The 18710-nt window shown below is 39.3% G+C and carries 8 protein-coding genes (1 of these 8 cut by a window edge); 1 reads left to right on the top strand and 7 read right to left on the bottom strand.

The genetic code is table 11. The features are described from left to right. Positions 1–23 precede the first annotated feature (23 nt). The 3 genes from ACYSN2_RS01760 to dnaE all read right to left on the bottom strand — a co-directional run bounded on the left by ACYSN2_RS01760 (position 24) and on the right by dnaE (position 5743). On the bottom strand, positions 24–1139 hold the full coding sequence (locus ACYSN2_RS01760; protein WP_461748526.1) for an ABC transporter permease: 1116 nt from the start codon (positions 1137–1139) through the stop codon (positions 24–26). A 346-nt stretch (positions 1140–1485) separates the two neighbouring features. Next, complete coding sequence (sfsA, locus tag ACYSN2_RS01755) at positions 1486–2235, bottom strand: DNA/RNA nuclease SfsA (RefSeq protein ID WP_461748525.1); 750 nt, start codon at positions 2233–2235, stop codon at positions 1486–1488. Positions 2236–2254: 19 nt separating this feature from the next. Further along, positions 2255–5743, bottom strand: a complete 3489-nt coding sequence (dnaE, locus tag ACYSN2_RS01750) for a DNA polymerase III subunit alpha (RefSeq protein ID WP_461748524.1) — start codon at positions 5741–5743, stop codon at positions 2255–2257. Positions 5744–6098: 355 nt separating this feature from the next. On the opposite strand from dnaE, the gene ACYSN2_RS01745 reads away from it, so the two are divergent. Next, a complete protein-coding gene (locus tag ACYSN2_RS01745) occupies positions 6099–7379 on the top strand; it encodes a capsule biosynthesis protein (protein ID WP_461748523.1) in 1281 nt (426 codons plus the stop codon). A 244-nt stretch (positions 7380–7623) separates the two neighbouring features. Here the strand turns inward: ACYSN2_RS01745 and ACYSN2_RS01740 are convergent, their stop codons facing one another. The 4 genes from ACYSN2_RS01740 to ACYSN2_RS01725 form a co-directional block, all read right to left on the bottom strand. Beyond that, positions 7624–7851, bottom strand: coding sequence for a sulfurtransferase TusA family protein (locus tag ACYSN2_RS01740; RefSeq protein WP_461748522.1), 228 nt, complete (start codon positions 7849–7851; stop codon positions 7624–7626). 152 nt (positions 7852–8003) lie between these two features. Further along, positions 8004–9065: a YeeE/YedE thiosulfate transporter family protein gene (locus tag ACYSN2_RS01735; RefSeq protein ID WP_461748521.1), complete on the bottom strand. Its 1062-nt coding sequence runs from the start codon at positions 9063–9065 to the stop codon at positions 8004–8006. A gap of 270 nt (positions 9066–9335) precedes the next feature. Then, a complete protein-coding gene (locus ACYSN2_RS01730; RefSeq protein WP_461748520.1) occupies positions 9336–12959 on the bottom strand; it encodes a hypothetical protein in 3624 nt (1207 codons plus the stop codon). Continuing rightward, on the bottom strand, positions 12959–18710 hold the 3' end of the coding sequence (locus ACYSN2_RS01725; RefSeq protein ID WP_461748519.1) for an invasin domain 3-containing protein. The gene runs 19622 nt beyond the window's last position; only the last 5752 of its 25374 coding nucleotides appear in the window; its start codon lies off the right edge, out of view — the gene reads right to left on this strand; it ends in the stop codon at positions 12959–12961. The genes ACYSN2_RS01730 and ACYSN2_RS01725 overlap by 1 nt, the downstream gene beginning before the upstream one ends.

Here is an 18710-nt window from a genome sequence, read left to right as displayed (position 1 = left end):
GGATTCTAAACTTTCCTTATGCACTATTCGCGATGATCACGAACAGATGCTAATACAAATTGGGAGATACCATAGAGCAACATTAAAACAATGAGGATGGTAATTAAGTTATAAATTGTTCGTGGATATTCTGCTTTTTGTGGCAGATTTGGCTTCACTACTGCAATTAAACTACGGATATTTTTAATGGTTTCAAGTTTAGCATTTTCAACAACTGCTAAACTCGTTTTATAAAATTCTTCTGCAACTAATAGATCAACCTGTAAACGGCGGTAATCAAATGCAATGGTATTTAAGATATCATCTGCGCTAAAGTCACTTGCGGTAATTTTACGTTGCTCTGCTTCGAGCTGTTTTGTGAGCGCATTAATTTTATTTTCTTGTGAACGAATTTGTGGCGCATTTGCGGCAAGCCTTGTTTTAAGTGCATTCAATCGTGCATTTTCTTTGACGATTTCCGCTTCCAAATTCGCAACAATTTGCGACATGGATTCTGCTGTTACTTCCGCATTAAATAACTTATGCATATTTTGAAAAGCGAGTAGCTCGGCTTGTTTTGATTCATAACGCTCAGCAGAAGTCACTAATTCTCTTTGGGCGAAGGCTAATTGCTCATCGGCCATAGAGCGTGTGATATTATTCACGAACGTCGCACTCTGTCTTAATATTTCCTGTAGAACTTCTTCAGCATCTTCAGCCGTAAATGCTTGGACGTCAATTTGTAATAATCCTGTTGTTTCGTCGTAATTCGTCGTAACCATTCTTTGGTAGAATTCAAGCTTATCTTCACTAGGTGCATCTTTAGATAGATAAAATAGCGGATCATTCCATTTACCAGAATATTTCTCTGTCCAATCTGTTTTTGCTTCTAAAACATCTAGCATATCGTGTGAAACGATATATTCTTTTAAATAGAGCGTATCTTCTCTCGATACCGGATCAACCGCCCCTACTAAGAGTGCGAGCCCCGGCATTCCTGCTTGCTGACCACTTTCTTGCTGACGTACCACCACTTGGGAAGAACTCACATAACGATCTGATGCAAAAATAAACAGATAAATAAACGATACAATAAAAGGAATAACCACAATTCCTAAACTATATTTATTTTTAAAAAAAGACTTCAATTTACCGTTCATATATACCTATTCAAATTAGCCAACAGCAGCTAAAACATCCTATTCTTTAATCCGAGTATCTAATACAAAATCAGCACTCAAAACAGCGTTAACAATCACTAAAAATTAACTTTTAATGATAACAAAAAATATACGTATATAATTTTTTTTGTACTGAATAATAGCAGTACTCTTTATTATTGTAAAATAGGTGAAAATCTATAATCTCTTATAAAAGCTATCTCTTGCTTTAAAATAAAATATAATCTTATTTAATAGCTGCGCTTATAAACAATTACTTACTAACAATAATCATTTAGTACAAGTCACCCTATGACACAGCGTTAACCCACTGATTTAAGTAGTTTCAGTCTAGAATAACCGGGACTTGATGAGTAATTTTAATGCTGTCTGATCTCAATTCTGTAACAAACGCAAATACTTTCACACCATTCTCCATTGCCACACGTAATGCTTTTCCATATTCAGGATCAATCTCATCAGCAGGCCGAACACCTTTTATGCCTGATAAATTAACGCAGTAGATCAACATTGCTGAAATACCATTTTGAGCAAGCGTTGTAAGTTCTCTTAAATGCTTCGTACCTCTACTCGTTATAGAATCTGGAAATGCCGCGATATCAGAATCTTCAAAGCCTAATGTGACACTTTTTACTTCAATATAAGTAAACGTTTCTTGATCTTGGTCAAGATGTTTCAAGCGAATATCGATTCGGGAGTTTTCTTTCCCGTATTTGACTTCTCGCTCTAATGCAACAAATGGTTCAACAACATTAATGACACCATTATAAAGCGCCTCTTCTACGAGCTTATTCGCTAATTGGGTATTGACGTTAGCAATCCGATCATGTGCGACGGTTGCCAAAACCCAAGTGCCTTTTGTTTTTCGATTAGGATCTGTAGAAGGCTGATACCAGAGTTCACTCTCCGGCATTAAGCAATTGAGCATCGAGCCAGTATTAGGACAATGAATCGTAATAATCTCTTTATCATTACCGTCTTTTCCAGTGGCTTCTACATCAATTTCCACATCCACTAAAAATCGGCGATAACGCTTCTTAAAAATACCTTTTTGTAAAGGCGGATCAAATTTCATCTTGATGCCCTTTCAACCATTAAGCAGAGTATCCGACAGAAACTGTCAAACAATCATGATATTCCTGTTTAAGTGTTGTGAATAATGCTTCATCTGGGATAATTCGTTGCTTTTGTAAACGTAATACGCCGGTGCTTTCATTATTACTATACTTAAAGACAATCTGTAATCCACGATCCATATTCGCATATGCCTCTATTTTTCCGAAAATTTCTTGCATGGCAGATAAGCTCAATGTTTGATGATTTTCAAGGAGAATATACTTTGCATGATTTGCTCGAATATCGGCTAAGGAATGAAGAGCTGTTACACGAAGCGTCATACAGTTATTGAAGGAATCCCAGCTGTAACCGCCTTGCACAAAGAGGATCATATCCGTTTCAATAAACTGCCCAAATGCCTCAATCGTATCTTCAAACAGACGAAACTCTGCGCGCGCTCTTCCATCATCAATCACTACAAAATACATCTTATTGCCGGCTTTACTAATACGGGAATAAAAAGTCGTGACTAAACCGCCGACTAATACGCTATCATCATGTCCTCTTGAATGATATTGCGGTTCTGGCATCTCTTTCAATGTCGTCAGCGACGTCGTTGCTACCGATTCAATCTCCGTACGATATTGATCGACGGGATGCGCCGTAAAGAAGAAACCTAGCATCGTTTTCTCGGCGTGTAAAAAATCACGCTCGGTCATTGGAAGCGCATCTTGTAATCCATATTCCGGCATTTCTACTTCTGTCGCTTCAAATAACCCGAAGATATCCCCTTGCCCTGAGGTTTCATTTTTATGATGCTGATCCGCAAGACGAATCGCTTCGTGCATAGTTGCTAATAGTTTTGCTCGATAATGCGCCCTTTCAGAAACCGTTTGTACCGATTCATCTAGACAATCTAATGCGCCGGCACGAATGAGAATATCAATGGCTCGTTTAGATGTTTTGGATAGATCAATTCTTCGGCAAAAATCAAATAGATCAAGATATGGTCCATTCTCTTCTCGCTCTTCGATGAGTTGCATTGCCGCTGCTTGCCCATACCCTTTCAAAGCACCTAAGCCATAAATAATCGCGCCTTCACGATTTACCGTAAATTTATAATGAGATTCATTAATACTTGGGCGAATGAGCGGAATCTTCATCTCTTTCACTTCGTCAATAATAATGATGATTTTATCGGTATGATCGAGATCAGCGGACAGTACCGCCGCCATAAATTCCGCAGGATAATGCTGTTTCAGATATGCCGTTTGATAAGAGAGAAGCGCATAAGCAGCGGAGTGAGATTTGTTAAATCCATAGCCGGCAAATTTCTCCATGAGATCAAAGAGTCGCCCTGCTTTTTCGGTATCAAATCCAAGGGTTTCTGCACCCGACATAAAGAGCGTGCGCTGTTGCTCCATCTCTTCCGGCAATTTTTTTCCCATTGCTCGGCGCAAAAGGTCAGCGCCACCAAGGCTATAATTCCCAATGATTTGAGAAATCTGCATCACTTGCTCTTGATACACAATGACGCCGTAGGTCGGGCTAAGCACTGATTCCAATTCATCAAAAGGATAATTCACTTCTTCTCGCCCATGCTTACGATTGATGAAGTCTTCCACCATTCCCGATTCTAACGGTCCAGGTCTAAAGAGCGCCACAAGTGCGACAATATCTTCAAAGGTATCGGGTTGCATTCGGCGAAGCAGATCTTTCATTCCTCGTGATTCAAGCTGGAATACAGAGGTTGTTTGACATGCTTTTAAGAGATCAAATGCCGGCTTATCGTCCAGCGGAATCGTTTGAATATCGAGTTTAATATCTCGATTATATTCAATATTTTTAAGTGCCCAATCAATAATAGTGAGGGTTCTTAAGCCTAAGAAGTCAAATTTTACTAACCCCGCAGCTTCAATATCATCTTTATCATATTGCGTCACTAAAGCGCTTGAGCCTTCCTCGCAATAGAGCGGCGAGAAATCGGTAAGCTTTGTAGGTGCAATCACTACGCCACCGGCGTGTCTTCCCACAGATTTAGAAAGCCCTTCTAATTGCTTCGCAAAATCCATTAAAATTTTCACTTCTTCATCTTGATGATAAAGATCATGAAGCTCCGGCTCTTGCATCATCGCTTTTTCAAGGGTAATGCCGATATCCATCGGAATCAGTTTGGCAATACGATCCACAAATCCATAAGGATGCCCAAGTGCCCTTCCCACATCTCGAATAACGGCTTTTGCAGCCATCGTTCCATGTGTTGCAATCTGAGAAACGGCTTCTCTTCCATAAGTATTGGCTACATATTCAATGACGCGATCTCGCCCTTCCATACAGAAGTCGATATCAAAGTCCGGCATAGAAACACGCTCAGGATTTAGGAATCGCTCAAAGAGTAGATCATAAGGAATCGGGTCTAAATCGGTAATTTTCAGCGCCCAAGCAACTAAAGAACCAGCACCTGATCCACGACCAGGCCCCACCGGAATTTCGTTATCTTTTGCCCATTGAATAAAATCTGCAACGATCAAGAAGTAACCTGGGAAACCCATGTTATTAATCACGTTGAGTTCTGTTTCTAAACGATCCCAATATACGGCTTGATCATTGTCTTCAGTACGTTTTCCAATGCGATCTTCAAGCCCTCTATAAGACTCTGCCTTGAAAAATTCCTCGATCGTCATGCCTTCCGGAATTGGGAATGCCGGCAATTGTGGCTTATGAAGGGTTAAAGTAACCGTACAACGTTTCGCAAGCTCAGCACTATTTTCAATGGCTTCCGGAATATCGGCAAACAGCTCCGTCATCTCTTCAGCACTTTTAAGGTATTGCTCGGCGGTATAATTTTTCGGACGATTCGGATCAAGCATTGTATGCCCTGATTGAATACTCGCTCTCACTTCATGCGCTTCAAATCCCGATTTTTCCATAAATCGCACATCATTATGGGCGATTACCGGCAAATCATATTTTGCAGCAAATGGAAGCGCAACTTGAATAAAGTCCTCATCTTGCACTTGTCCTAAGCGCTTCAACCCTAAATACAGTCTACTTTCTAAGAAAGGTTGATAAAATTCTTGTAAAAACTCATAAGCTTCCTCATCACCGCTATTTAATAACAACTGCCCAAAATGACTCTCTTTCGACAAAATCACGATAATACCGGTAGAGTATTCAAGAAGTTTTTCATAGGTAATATGAGGAATGCCACGAACTTGGTGGGAACGATAACCATAACTCAAGAGCTCAGAGAGATTTAAATATCCTTCATAATTTTGTGCGAGTAATGTGATCTTTCCAACAACATCACTTCCATCAATCACCAAGCAATCGGCACCAAATATAGGTTTAATACCAGATTTTACAGCAGTTTCATAAAATTTAATTGCCCCGAATTCATTGCCTAAATCTGTTAAGGCAACAGCCGTCATTCCTAATTCTTTTAACTTAGAGAATAGAGGTTTAATGCGTATTGTGCCATCAACAAGAGAGAATTCTGTATGAAGATTAAAATGGGTAAAGGTCATATTATGAGATCGTTTATTCAGAAATTATAGAAAACAGGATATTGTAGCGAGTCCAAAATGCGTCAATAATCATACCATAAACTCAAATACAAGCAGGAACTACATGCCCTTCAACAACTAGAATCTATCTAAAGCCCTCACAAATCTTTCAAAAACTGACAATGATTTTAGTATCTGCGTATAAATAATGAATTATTTCATAATGTTATATAGAAAGTTTTAAATATCTATCATTAATTCATAAAAAAATATAGAAAACATGACATAATTATCCGCTATTACTTTGTACGAATTTTAAAAATTAATATATTAAAACTTGCTCTACATCATAGAACACTCTAGGAAATTGCATTTAGTGAAAAGCTTTTGGGATGAATTTATCGTTGGTAGTAAAAGAGTATTGCTTTTGCAAGGTCCTATCGGTCCATTTTTTCAACTTTTACAAGAATATCTTACGCAAAAAGAGCATAAGATTGTTTTTAAAATTAATTTTAACGGCGGAGATGAATATTATTACCCAGCATCTCCTCATACAATAAGTTATCAAGGATCTCCAAGAAATTTTTCGGAGTATCTACACCGTTATGTACAAGAACATAATATTGATGCCATCGTCTGTTTTGGCGATGGTCGAAAATACCATAGAATTGCAAAAGAGTATTGTGAGCTCAGTAAACGCCCTATCTCCTTTTGGGCTTTTGAAGAGGGCTATTTAAGACCGAACTACGTGACATTTGAAAAATGGGGCGTTAATTTTAATAGCACACTCTCCCGAGATAAGTTTTTTTATCAACAAGATTTCATAGAAACTATACCTGATGGAATGCCTCTCTCAGAAAACGAACCTCGTCAACCTCATATTATGAGAGAACGTCCGCTAACTGTTCGCTTCTTTTCCAGAGCAAAAATGGCTTCTCGATACTATTTTGAGATGTGGAAAAAACGTAAAACCTATGCCTTATATAGACATCATAGAGAAACAAAACTTCGTGTCTATTTCGGAGCTTGGCTAAAAACAGGAATTTTAAAGTATTTTTATAAGCTTCGAGATCGTCCTATAGCTAAACTTATTCGACAACAAAAGCTGGATAATTTTTTTATTTTCCCTCTACAAGTTCATAACGATAATCAAATTATTCGCCATGGGCGGGGATTATCCATGCCAGAATATATTCGTAAAGTCATTAATAGCTTTTCGGAAAATGCACCCTCTGATAGTAAACTCATTATCAAACATCATCCTATGGACCGCGGCTTTAGTAATTATCAGAGTCTTATTGTACGCTTAGCCACACGCAAAGGGGTTTTAGATCGAGTACTATATGTCCATGAAATTTCGATGCCTGACTTACTTAGAAATGCCAAAGCAATGGTCGTGATTAATAGTACTTGTGGTATCTCTGCCCTTATTCACGGCTTACCTATTAAGGTTATTGGGGATGCTCATTATGATATTGAGGGGCTCACTAGCCATCAATCCCTAAAAAAATTTTGGAAGAACCCCCACAACCCAAACCCTGAAAACATTAAGAGATATTTAAAACTATTAAGAGGAAAAACACAGCTGAATGGCAGTTTTTATAATCCTTACCGTTTGAATATTACAGAATTCCAAGAGATTCCTGAAGAAGATTAATCATCTCATCTACTAATATAGGTAGCTCCTATTATTAATAAAAAAACAGCAACTTCTTCTTGAAATTGCTGTTTTCTTCACGATCATCCTTTACCGTTATTAAGCTTCATGCTCTAGCTTCCATTTGCAAAATATCCTTTTTTAAAAGATTATCCTAATCTTGCATCCTGGCTCAACCTCCTTGCTAGTCGCGTCCTTGCACAACTTCCCTATTGTTCATAGATCACTAAATATTCTTTTACCATTATTTTTTAACGATAGTAATAGCCCAAGCTGCATCTCCAATCTGTTCATATTCTGTCACTTCATGCCCAGCTTCCGCCGCCCATCTTGGAATCGCCTCTGTTCCTTGCGTACAGTCAAATTCAATCTTTAAGGCATCTCCTGAGTTTAAAGTCGTCATTTTCTCTTTCGCTTCAATCAATGGAAAAGGACACACTAAACCTAAAGATTTTAATTCATATACAGCCATATTGTGATTCTCCTAAATCGTTTTATAACAAATCATTTTATTTGTATTTATGTGTTTATATTTATGTTTGTACAGAGCTTTTTCAAAACTGCCAAAACTCTTTTTATAACTATTACTACTAACAACCTACTTGTAAAATCATTCACTTCTACCTAGGAAGAAGCTACCGCTGATCCTGCAATATTTCCTTGCTGAGTTGCTCGTCTTGGTCTGACATATACAAAATAAGAAGCTATCCATACCCCAATAATTGTGAAGAATAGACCGATCCAACCTTTCCACGCCATAATAGAAGTATTGGTTAAACCATTTCCGATCGTGCATCCACCTGCTAAACTTGCGCCAATTCCCATAATCGCACCACCCACAACACTCGCGATAATAATATTATGACTCGGTACGCGCCATTTAAATTCTCGGCTTCCCTTCGCAGCGATGAATGACCCCATAAAAATTCCGATGACTAAAAACACGCCCCAGTCAATCATTCCTAAATCACCGGTTACAAGGAAATTAATAATATTTGCCGATGGGGTTGTAATTCCTAAGCCCCCATTTCTACCGCTCATTGAGCTTAATGGCCATGCTACAAAAGCGATTAACCCTAATACTGCACCTGCGACAAAAGGGTGCCAACGCTTTTCAAATAAGAGATGGAGTAATCCTTGTTTTTTTGCCGGTAAAGAAGGGATTTTCACTTTTGGTTTACGAAGATGTTTAATCACTAAAGCGCCTGTGATTACAACTAATAACAAGATTAATATCCCTTGCTCGATTCCTAAAGTTTCTGCCATGGAGTTATTAATTACACCAATTTTATTCACTTCATCTTGAAGCCCAGATAACGCACCATATTTTGTAATAGATGCAAAAACCATATAAAAGATGAGTGCAATCCAACTCCCAATGAGTCCTTCTGCCGCACGATACCATGTTCCCGTGGCACATCCTCCGGCAAGTACAATGCCAACACCAAATAACAGGCTACCGGCAATGGATCCAAGCAAAGAAACATTTCCCGTAGAGATAGATAAATACCCCCCTTTTACTAAAGCAAAAACGCCTACTGCTTGTACAGCGATTGCAATTAAAAATGCATAGAGCATCGTAAAATTTTTAGTGAGATAAATATCTCTAAATCCACCGGTCATACAGAATCTTGCCCTTTGCAGCATAAACCCTAGTATTCCGCCAACTAATAGCCCTGTAAACATCCACCTACCCTCCATCTTCCCTAATTTCTAATAAGCATTGATTAAAATATCTAACAATAAAACATACCTAACTTGTATTTCTTGTATGTTTTTTATTATCCTATTAATATCATTAATATTGATAAATGCAAATATAAAAACACCTTATTTTTATCAAAATAAAAAAGCCCAGCATTTGCTGAGCTTTTGATGAGTCATATCTTCTTAGATATATAATTATTTACATAAATCGATATTTTTATAAATAAATATTAATAAGCACTATTCCGATTAGTAGTAGCCTACAAAATTCAGATAAAACCCTTTATATTTATAGCCTTGTTGCGTTAAATCATCGCTAAAGTCCGTAAAGTTATATCCAAATCCGATGCGGAAATTATCCGTAATATCTTTATCGATACCGATTAAGAAACCACTTTTTGTACCACCATCTTTTACTTTAAGTGCTCGGTATTCTCCAATTACATGCCATTTCTTCACGAGATCATAACGAACCTGCGCTGCTGCAAATAATGCGGAACTGTCGTACCAAGTGTTTTTACCGTAATTAAAGCGTGTTTCACTCTTACGATATGCCAGTTTTGCTGCATATTCCCAAGTTTCATTTTGTTTATAAACCCCTTCCATTGAGAAAATATGAGATTTTTGATCATAATCCGTACCATAACCTACCTGACCACTGCTAGATTCGTCATAGTAATAGTTATAGCGACCAAACATTCCCCACTTATTATTATCCCAAGGACGATATGCAAATCCTATGCCACTATCGATAAACTTCGCATCTTCTTTTGCATCAATATAATTGTACGATTGTGAATAGTTAAACTTCCCTTGCAATCTGAGGCTTTCATCAAATTTATAAGCAAAACGATTGGTGGTTAACCATTGGCGACGCTCTTCACTTCCTGTATCTTTTCGATACTCAAGCTTTGAACTAAACTCAATGATTTCATCCGTTTTCGTAATACTAGCACTGACGGCATTTCGTTTTGTTTTTGCATCTTCCGTATCATTAAATTTATGCTTTAAACGAGATTGCTGGAAAGTGATGTTGGTACTCCAACCATCATCTAACAGATAATCTGCCCCAATAGTATTCGAGATTCCTCTCTCATTATTGCTACCACGGAGATTTTGAATTTCATTAAAGATATTCAAACGATCATTTAAACGCCATCTTTGACCAACCGTTAAACCTGACTGGTTTTGATTAAAGATATTGTCGTAATCTGATTTCTGGGTTGCGAACGTATAATTCGTATAGATGGTATGATCTGTACTTATTTTATGCTCAAACCCTGCTTGAATACTATGTCCTCTACTTCCCGTTGCGGCCTCAAAGTTTAAAGAAGAGTTATCGCCATAATAGTAACGCGCCCCTAATGTGACTAAGTTGTTTTTAGCATAACGTTTATGGTCATCATCAATGGTCACTTGCCCAATTCCATACATCTCTAAATTAGGAGTCACAAATTGACTATAACGAATGGCCGCTAATTTACCGATTGCTTTGCTATCATTGGTTTTCGTTTCAACTTGTTTTAATTCTCCTGTTAAGGTGGAATCATTTTCAAAACGTTTCTCTATCGATACTTGAGTTTGGGTAAATCTGTTTTGATCTTGTTTTGCAACAGAATGTCGAATATAAGCAAGAAGATTATCGCTCAGTTCCGCAGATACTTCAGCCCCATACTCTTCCATGCCGGCGATTGTACTACTGTAGCCATTTGAGAAACCTTTAGTGGTTCGCTTGTACCAAGCGCCTGTTTGAACATCTCGATCCGTAATTCCTTGCTCACGTAAGTTGACACGCCCTTCAACAGCATAAGCATGACCCTTGTTTTTTAGAGAGTCAGGTAAATCAATCTGCTCAAAACTCAACCCCCCGTTATGTGAATAGAATACGGGAACACCACTATTTCGCGTATGGGTATATTCCCCTCGTAAGTAGGTTCCGTTTCCTGCTTTCAAAACCGTGTCAAATCCCATAATTTCATAGGAACTTTCACCTCCGACACGTTCATCAACGTATGTCACACCTACTGCTAAATGGTCATTTAACCAATATTGTCCACGCCCACCTTTCGTAATATCTTTAGGTTCAAATCCTGTAGGAACATATTCATAATCTACGATTAAGAACTGTTCATAGCCATTTAATGGACCTTCAAAAATAATACTAGAGTTATATTGTCCAATAATTTGAAGTAGTGGTCTTGTTAAGATGATACGGCCTTGAACAGCATCAACTTCATAGTCAACGCCGCGCTCTAAGGCAATTAGGGCTTGTGTTAAACCTGTGGTTGGATCGATCACTTTCACTTGAACTTTATCGGATCCCGGTAAAATTTGGGTATGTCTTAAGTAGTAAAGACTTCCCCCTGTTCCTAGGAATTCACTGTGCCCAGGAACCGTTTCAGCATGCGACCCAAAGAGTCTTAACGTTCCCTTAGTATCTCCGTAAATCGTATTATCATTCGTTCGAAGATCAATCGCCCCACCATAAAGAGATCGGGAATATGTCGCAAATTCAGTCCCCGTAAGCCCTGTATTATAGTTTCCCCAAAGTGCTTGGTTTTTATCCCAATCCACGCGCACATAGAAACGTCCCATCGTATCGACATCACGATATACAGTAGAATCATCTCCATAAGTCATGTAATAAAGATCTGGATCTAAAGATCTAAATACATCTTCCGGATAAGCCTTGCCAAAACCTCTAAAGAGATGTTTTAATTCTCTCTCTCTAGTATCAGCATGAGCAGTAATGGTATAGCGACCTTTCATTCGACTCTTAAGATAGAAAGCTAAACGACCATCTGTTAGGAAATCTGAAGTTTGCGCTTTCCCTTCTTCATCAACCCTCACAATATCTTGCCCAGGTCCGCTGACGTTATGTTGGTAGAGCGTTAAATCTGCAATCCCCACAAGGAAGAAAGATTCTCCCGTAATATCTGTTGACAGTGTTCTATCAATTTTTTGTCCATTAGAACCGCTGACTTCAACATCAAAAGTTCTCTCTCCTAGTGGCACCAAGAAGTCTGCTTCAAATTTACGTTCTTGATCCACAGGATAGGATTCTCCATCAATATAGACACTTCCTTCAGGAATATTACTTCCTTGAATGCGGACTCTCGAGCCAATAAACGGAATGTTTTGTCGATACAAATCGTTAGAACCTACTACCTGATCAATCAATGCATCCGTTAATGCTTCTTCTTTACTGAGAGTTTGCCCTTTGATTTTAGAGATAGAATCTCTGATTGCGACATTTCCTCGCTCATCTTCTTCCGGCGTGACAAGCGTAATCTCTTTCGAGAAAGTCTCATCGAACTGACCTTCAGCATCATAAGCTCGAACAATATATCGAAGATTATCATTCACTCTAAAACGGATATTTTCAGGCAATTCCCCTGTCCAATTGACAGAGGTAATGGCATTCACATCTACAGGAATCGTAGCAACTGGGGATACTAAGTCCACATCATTCCCACGATAAATTAAGATCTCATATTTAGATACAAACGCGGAATAGTTTGATCGAACATAAAATTCAACTGGTTTTGTAATTCTCCCATCATAAAAAGGAACATAACTCGGTGCAGACACAGATAACTCTGCCATTCCCATATTGGGATTCTCTGTCATCCAGATCATCCCATTATTCGGAAGGGTAATAATTTTATCGCTAGAAGCCGCATTAGGCTTCTGCTTCACACTAAACAATGTCTCGCCATTATCTGTGCAAATAATCGAATTACTACAATCTACATACTCAGACTCTGCTGCAGTTTCATATCCATCTGCCAGAGGCATTGCAACAACTGGTGTTGCAAGCCCTGCTAAAATCATGAGTAATCTTAAATCAAGAAGCTTCATACGTGTATTCATTATTTGTCCTCCACTTCTTGAGCATCGCTGCCAACAACAACTTGAGTTTCATCATTCAATTTATCGTTTAATAAGTTTTGTAAATACTCTTCACGTTGTTCTGATAACGTTCCAAGCGCACTTGTAGTGATTGTTACTTCTCTAATTCCATGCTCTTCAATCATCTCAAGCATCTGCGGTAGATACCGCTCATACTCGGGCTTCATTAAGGGCTTGTCTTTAATAAAGAGTATGTCACTGACTTCTAATATCGCGTCTTCCGGTAATTGGATTGCAAAGTCGAATCGTGTTGGTAATCCTGGCGTGATTCTTCTTACTAGAGGATTTGCCGTCACAAACGTTACCCCTTCAGGTAAGGATGCGTCGTCAATCTTCAGGATGAAGTTTCTACCTCTCTCCCACTTACCGCCTTGAATATCTTTCAAGTGGTAACGACCAAACTGATCCGTTGTAATAATAAGTCCTTGCGCACTGACAATTCTTGCACCTGGAATACCCGGCTCACCTGGCTCCTGCATACCATTCCCATTTCGGTCGTGGTATACCGTTCCAAATACTAGGCTGTCATCAAATAGTGGATCACTATTATCAACATGTAAGACGATCGAAGCTCTATTAGATAAGGAAATTCTCTTCGTCACTGTTTCTACAGCTCTTGCTAAAACTTCTTTACTACCAAAAGCTTCACTATAGAGCGTATTATTTCCTGGTCTAATTCCGGCACCCACTCTAATGACATATTGCAGATTCATCTCTTTACCAACATCAAGCGTTAAGTCTCCTAATGTCAATGGTGAGTTACCTACTATCGATAATGTGTCATTCGAACTCGTTACCGCTGAGTCTGATACATAACTAAATCCTCCTGGTAAGCTATTTGTAACATCAAACATATTTGCAGGAACGTTACCGATATTCTTCACGTTTGCAGTAATCAACAGTACATCTCCCACTTTCACTTGTGTGTTAGAAGCATTGAGCTTGATAAGGAGTAACGCATCTTCAGTTTGTAGATAAGTAATATCCACGCCCTTATCACTCGTTTGAGTCACTGTTTTAAACTTCCACAGCTCTTCACCTGCTAAGGTCGATCTCACATCAAACTCATATACTCCTGGCGCTACTTCAAAGTTCGATGCCGGCGCAAATATTCCAATCTGCTCACTGCCTGCTACTAACGTCAATGTCTGAGGCGTATGTCCTACTATCGGTTTGTCACCATTAGCGTCGTAATACAACGTTACTGTTACCGTAGATGTCATAATTCCATCCGCATCAATCACTAGAGGATCTGCGTTAATGCTAGATGATGACTCATCAAACTTATTACCTGCAATATACTTAATGGTTACTGGTTTATCATAAGTAGCCGCTTCTGTTTTGAAGGTAATGCTATCTGAGCCAAATTCCTCAGACGTCACTTTGAATACATAAACTCCAGGCTCCGTTTCTTGATAGTTTTGATCTATGTCTCCAATCAAAGTAGTACCAGGTGCAGCGACTAGTTCTAATCCCTCATAACCTGCCAATGGTAGATCAGGATCTGCTTCATAGAACATACGTACCGTCACTGTAGAGATTTCCTCGCCATTTGCTGCAATCTCTTTTGGCACTGCTTCAATTGTCGATTTCGTTTGATCAAACGTTCCTTTTCCAGCATCGTATGTTACTTCTGCAGGCTCTCCTTTAAAGTCATAAGCCTTTGTTCTAAATATGAACTTGTCATAACCTAGCGTATTTGAAGAAATCTCAAAGACATAAGTTCCATCTTGTTTATCTTCAGGTCCAGAAACAATCTCTCCTACCCATCCATCGATAGATACTAGCTCTAACCCTTCATAGCCAATAATCGGTGCTTCGGTTGTTTCATAGTACATAGATACGGTAATCTTCGATCTTGCCTTACCATCTGCGGCAATTTCCGTAGGTTCTGCCTTGATACTGGATAATGCTTGATCAAATTTACCATCTCCACCCGTATAGCGAACCGTCGCCGTTGCATCTGATGTCGCCGCTTTCGTTTTGAAGGCAAACTTGTCATAGCCAGCTGTTTTCGAAGCGACTTCAAAAGTATATTTCCCCTCTCCAATATCAATCGGTCCGGAAACTTTATATCCTACCTCTCCATCCATCGATACTAGCTCTAACCCTACATAGCCAATAATTGGTTCTTGAGTTGTTTCATAGAACATGGTGACGGTAATTGTCGAGATTTCCGTACCATCTGCGGCAATAACCTCTGGGTCTGCCTCGATCGTCGATAATGCTTGATCAAACTTACCATCTCCACCCGTATAAAGAACCGTTGCCGTTGCATCTGATGTCGCTGCTTTCGTTTTGAAGGCAAACTTGTCATAGCCAGCAGTGGTCGATGAAACTTGGAAAGTATAGATGCCCTTACCATTATCAATTGGTCCGGAAACTTTATATCCTACCTCTCCATCCATCGATACTAGTTCTAACCCTTCATAGCCAATAATCGGTTCTTGAGTTGTTTCATAGTACATGGTGACGGTAATTGTCGAGATTTCCGTACCATCTGCGGCAATATCATCAGGTACTGCAACAATCGTCGATAATGCTTGATCAAACTTACCATCTCCACCTGTGTAACGAACCGTTACCGTTGAATCTGATGTCGCTGCTTTCGTTTTGAAGGCAAATTTATCAGAGCCAACTGTTTTCGAAGAGACTTCAAAGGTATAGGTTCCATCTCCATTATCAATCGGTCCTGAAAGAATGGTTCCTACAAGTCCATCGATGGATACGAGTTCTAACCCTTCATAGCCAACAATCGGTGCTTTGGTTGTTTCATAGAACATGGTAACTGTAATCGTCGATACTTCCGTACCATCTGCCGCAATTGTCTCAGGATCTGCCTCGATTTTCGATAATGTTTGGTCAAACTCCCCAGTTCCACCTGTATAACGGATCTCGACAGATTTCTCAGATTGGTACGCTCGTGTTTCGAACTTAAAGTCATCAGAACCTGCGGTTTCAGAGGTTACTTTAAACTCATAACGTCCATCCCCAAGATCTTTTGGCAATCCCACAGTACCGATCGGTGGTGTGTTGTTAGACACAAGTTTCAAGCCTTCATAACCGATAATTGGTTTAAGTCCTGCCGCATCATAGTACATGGTCACTGTCACGATTGAAGTCGCAACACCATCAGATGCAATCTCTGTGGGATCAGCTGTAATGGTTGACGTGTTCTGATCAAAGTACCCATCTCCACCACTATATTTAACCTGTGCCGTATCTGTTGATGTAGCTGCTCTTGTCTTGAAGGCAAAAGTATCTGTGCCTGTTTGACCTGACTTCACTACAAACTCATACATTCCATCACCTTTATCCGTAGGTCCAGAAATAATCTCCCCAATATAACTGCCATCGGTCGCTGTTGAAACTAACTCTAAACCTACATAGCCGATGATTGGATCTTTATTACCTTTCTCATAGAACATGCTCACAGTGATTGTTGAAGTTGCAATATCATCTGCGGCAATATCATCAGGTACTGCGACGATCGTAGATAAAGTCTGGTCAAATTCACCATCCCCACCCGTATAGCTAACAGTTGCTTCATCATAAGAAAGATACATTTCAGTTTTAAAATTAAACGTATCTGATCCCACTTCCGTTGAAGTCACCTCAAAGGTATAACGGCCTTCTCCTACTTCTGTAACAGTACTTACGGTTCCGATCTGGGTTTCATTTTTTGCAACTAATTCTAATCCTTTATATTCCGTAATTGGGAGCAAACCTTCTTCATCGTAGAACATCGTCACTGTCACGATAGATTTCGTCACACCATCTGCGGCGATTTCTATAGGATCTGCAACAATCGTTGATGAGCTTTGGTTAAACGCACCACCGCCAGTTGTATATTCTACAGTTGCAAAGTTCGCTGGGTTTTCATTAATTTTTGCTTCAGTTTTGAACGTGAAGGTATCACTTCCAAGCACTTTAGACGTAATATTAAACTGATAACGACCACCGCCTAACTCTTGAACTTCACTGACTTTACCAATACCTTGCCAATCTTGATCTCCTTCCGTTACAAGCGTAAACGTTCCGGTATAACCTTCGATTGGTTTAGTTGGATTGTCTTTATAATAAAGCGTAATCGTCACCTTAGAAGTTTCGACATCATTAGCCGCAATTTCTAATGGTTTCGCCGTCAATGTTGAGGCTGTTTCATCAAAGTCTGCTGTTCCTGCCGTATATTTAAGTGAAACCTCTTTATCACTCGTCATCTTATCTGTTGCAAATGTGAAGGTATCTTCTCCCACGTTCTCAGATTTGATTTCAAAGAGATATTTCCCTGGCTCAGTTGGACTTTCACCACGATAAACAGGCGTTCTTCCTACCCACTCGACATTATTCACAAGCTTCAATATGCCCTTGTAACCAACAATTGGTCGTTTCGGCTCACTAGTACCCGTTCCACTTTCAATATAGAAGAGTGATACGGTCACTGTTGCTATTTGCGTATTATCTGCCAAGATTTCTGTCGGATTTACCTCGATTGTGGAATCTTCCTTATTGAATTCTCCACCACCCGCATAGTAAGTCACCGTTGCTTGGTTATTACTATTCTTATCATCTACCTTGAAACTAAAGGTATCTGATCCTGCTTCATCCGAAGTCAATTTAAAGAGATAAGTTCCTGCAGGGTATTGACCTTGATATTCAGGTAAGTTCGCAGCTTCTCCTAAATACACAGGTGGATTTGCTGTCCATTCTAGTTTTCCAGGTTCAAGCTCTAAGCTTCCAAATCTACCATCAAATCCAGTAATAGGAGTATTTGGTGCATTTTGATAGAAGAGTCTCACACTAACAATAGATACATCTATGCCATTTGAAACAATCTCAGTCGGTCTTGCTTCGATAGTAGACGCAGAAGGATCAAACTCTTTACCACCAACCATATAACGAATCGTTGCTTCATCTTCGCCTAGTTGTTTATCAGTTTTGAAAGTAAAGGTATCAATCGCACGAACACCATCTGTAACTGTTCCAGGATTATTTACAAGATCTCCTGAAGTTACCGTAAATACGTAGCTTCCTGGATTACTCAGATCTTCACCCTGATATGCCCAATCTCCGATAATGTCACTACCATCTTTTGCAACTAAAGATAATGTGCCGAGATATCCTATGATTGGTTTAAGCCCATCTTCCACATAGAACAGTTTCACCGTTACCGTAGATTGTTGCACGTTATCTGCAAGAATCTCTTCCGGATCTGCCGTAATTGTTGAAGTTTGCGCATTAAACTCGCCATCTCCCGCCGTGTACGTTACTTTTACATACTTCGTGCTCGTGCTTGCTTCAGTTTTAAAGGTAAACTCGTCTGATCCTACATCATCCGACACAATCGTAAAGGTATAAGTACCTGGTTGATTTGCATCTTCACCATTTGCAGTTACTTTTCCAATCCATGCTTCATTATTCAATGTCACAAGTTCTAGATTTGTATAACCCGTTAATGGTTTCGTTGGATCTTCTTTATAGAAGAGTTTAACCGTTACCGTTGAGGCTGTTTTGCCATCTGCTGCAATCGTGTCAGGATCCACAGTAATAGTAGAAGCCGTTTCATCAAACGCACCTTTACCAGCACTATATGTCACTGTCGCATTTTTCGTGCTCGTATCTTTCAGCGTTTTGAAGAGGAACACATCGCTACCTAACTCTGTCGATGACACAATGAATTGGTACTCACCTGGCGCTACTTCTGTCGCTTTG

It is taken from the genome of Ignatzschineria sp. LJL83 (genome assembly GCF_054871845.1).
The sequence above is the reverse complement of the archived record's forward strand: the minus strand, read 5'-3'. Positions and strand labels throughout refer to the sequence as shown.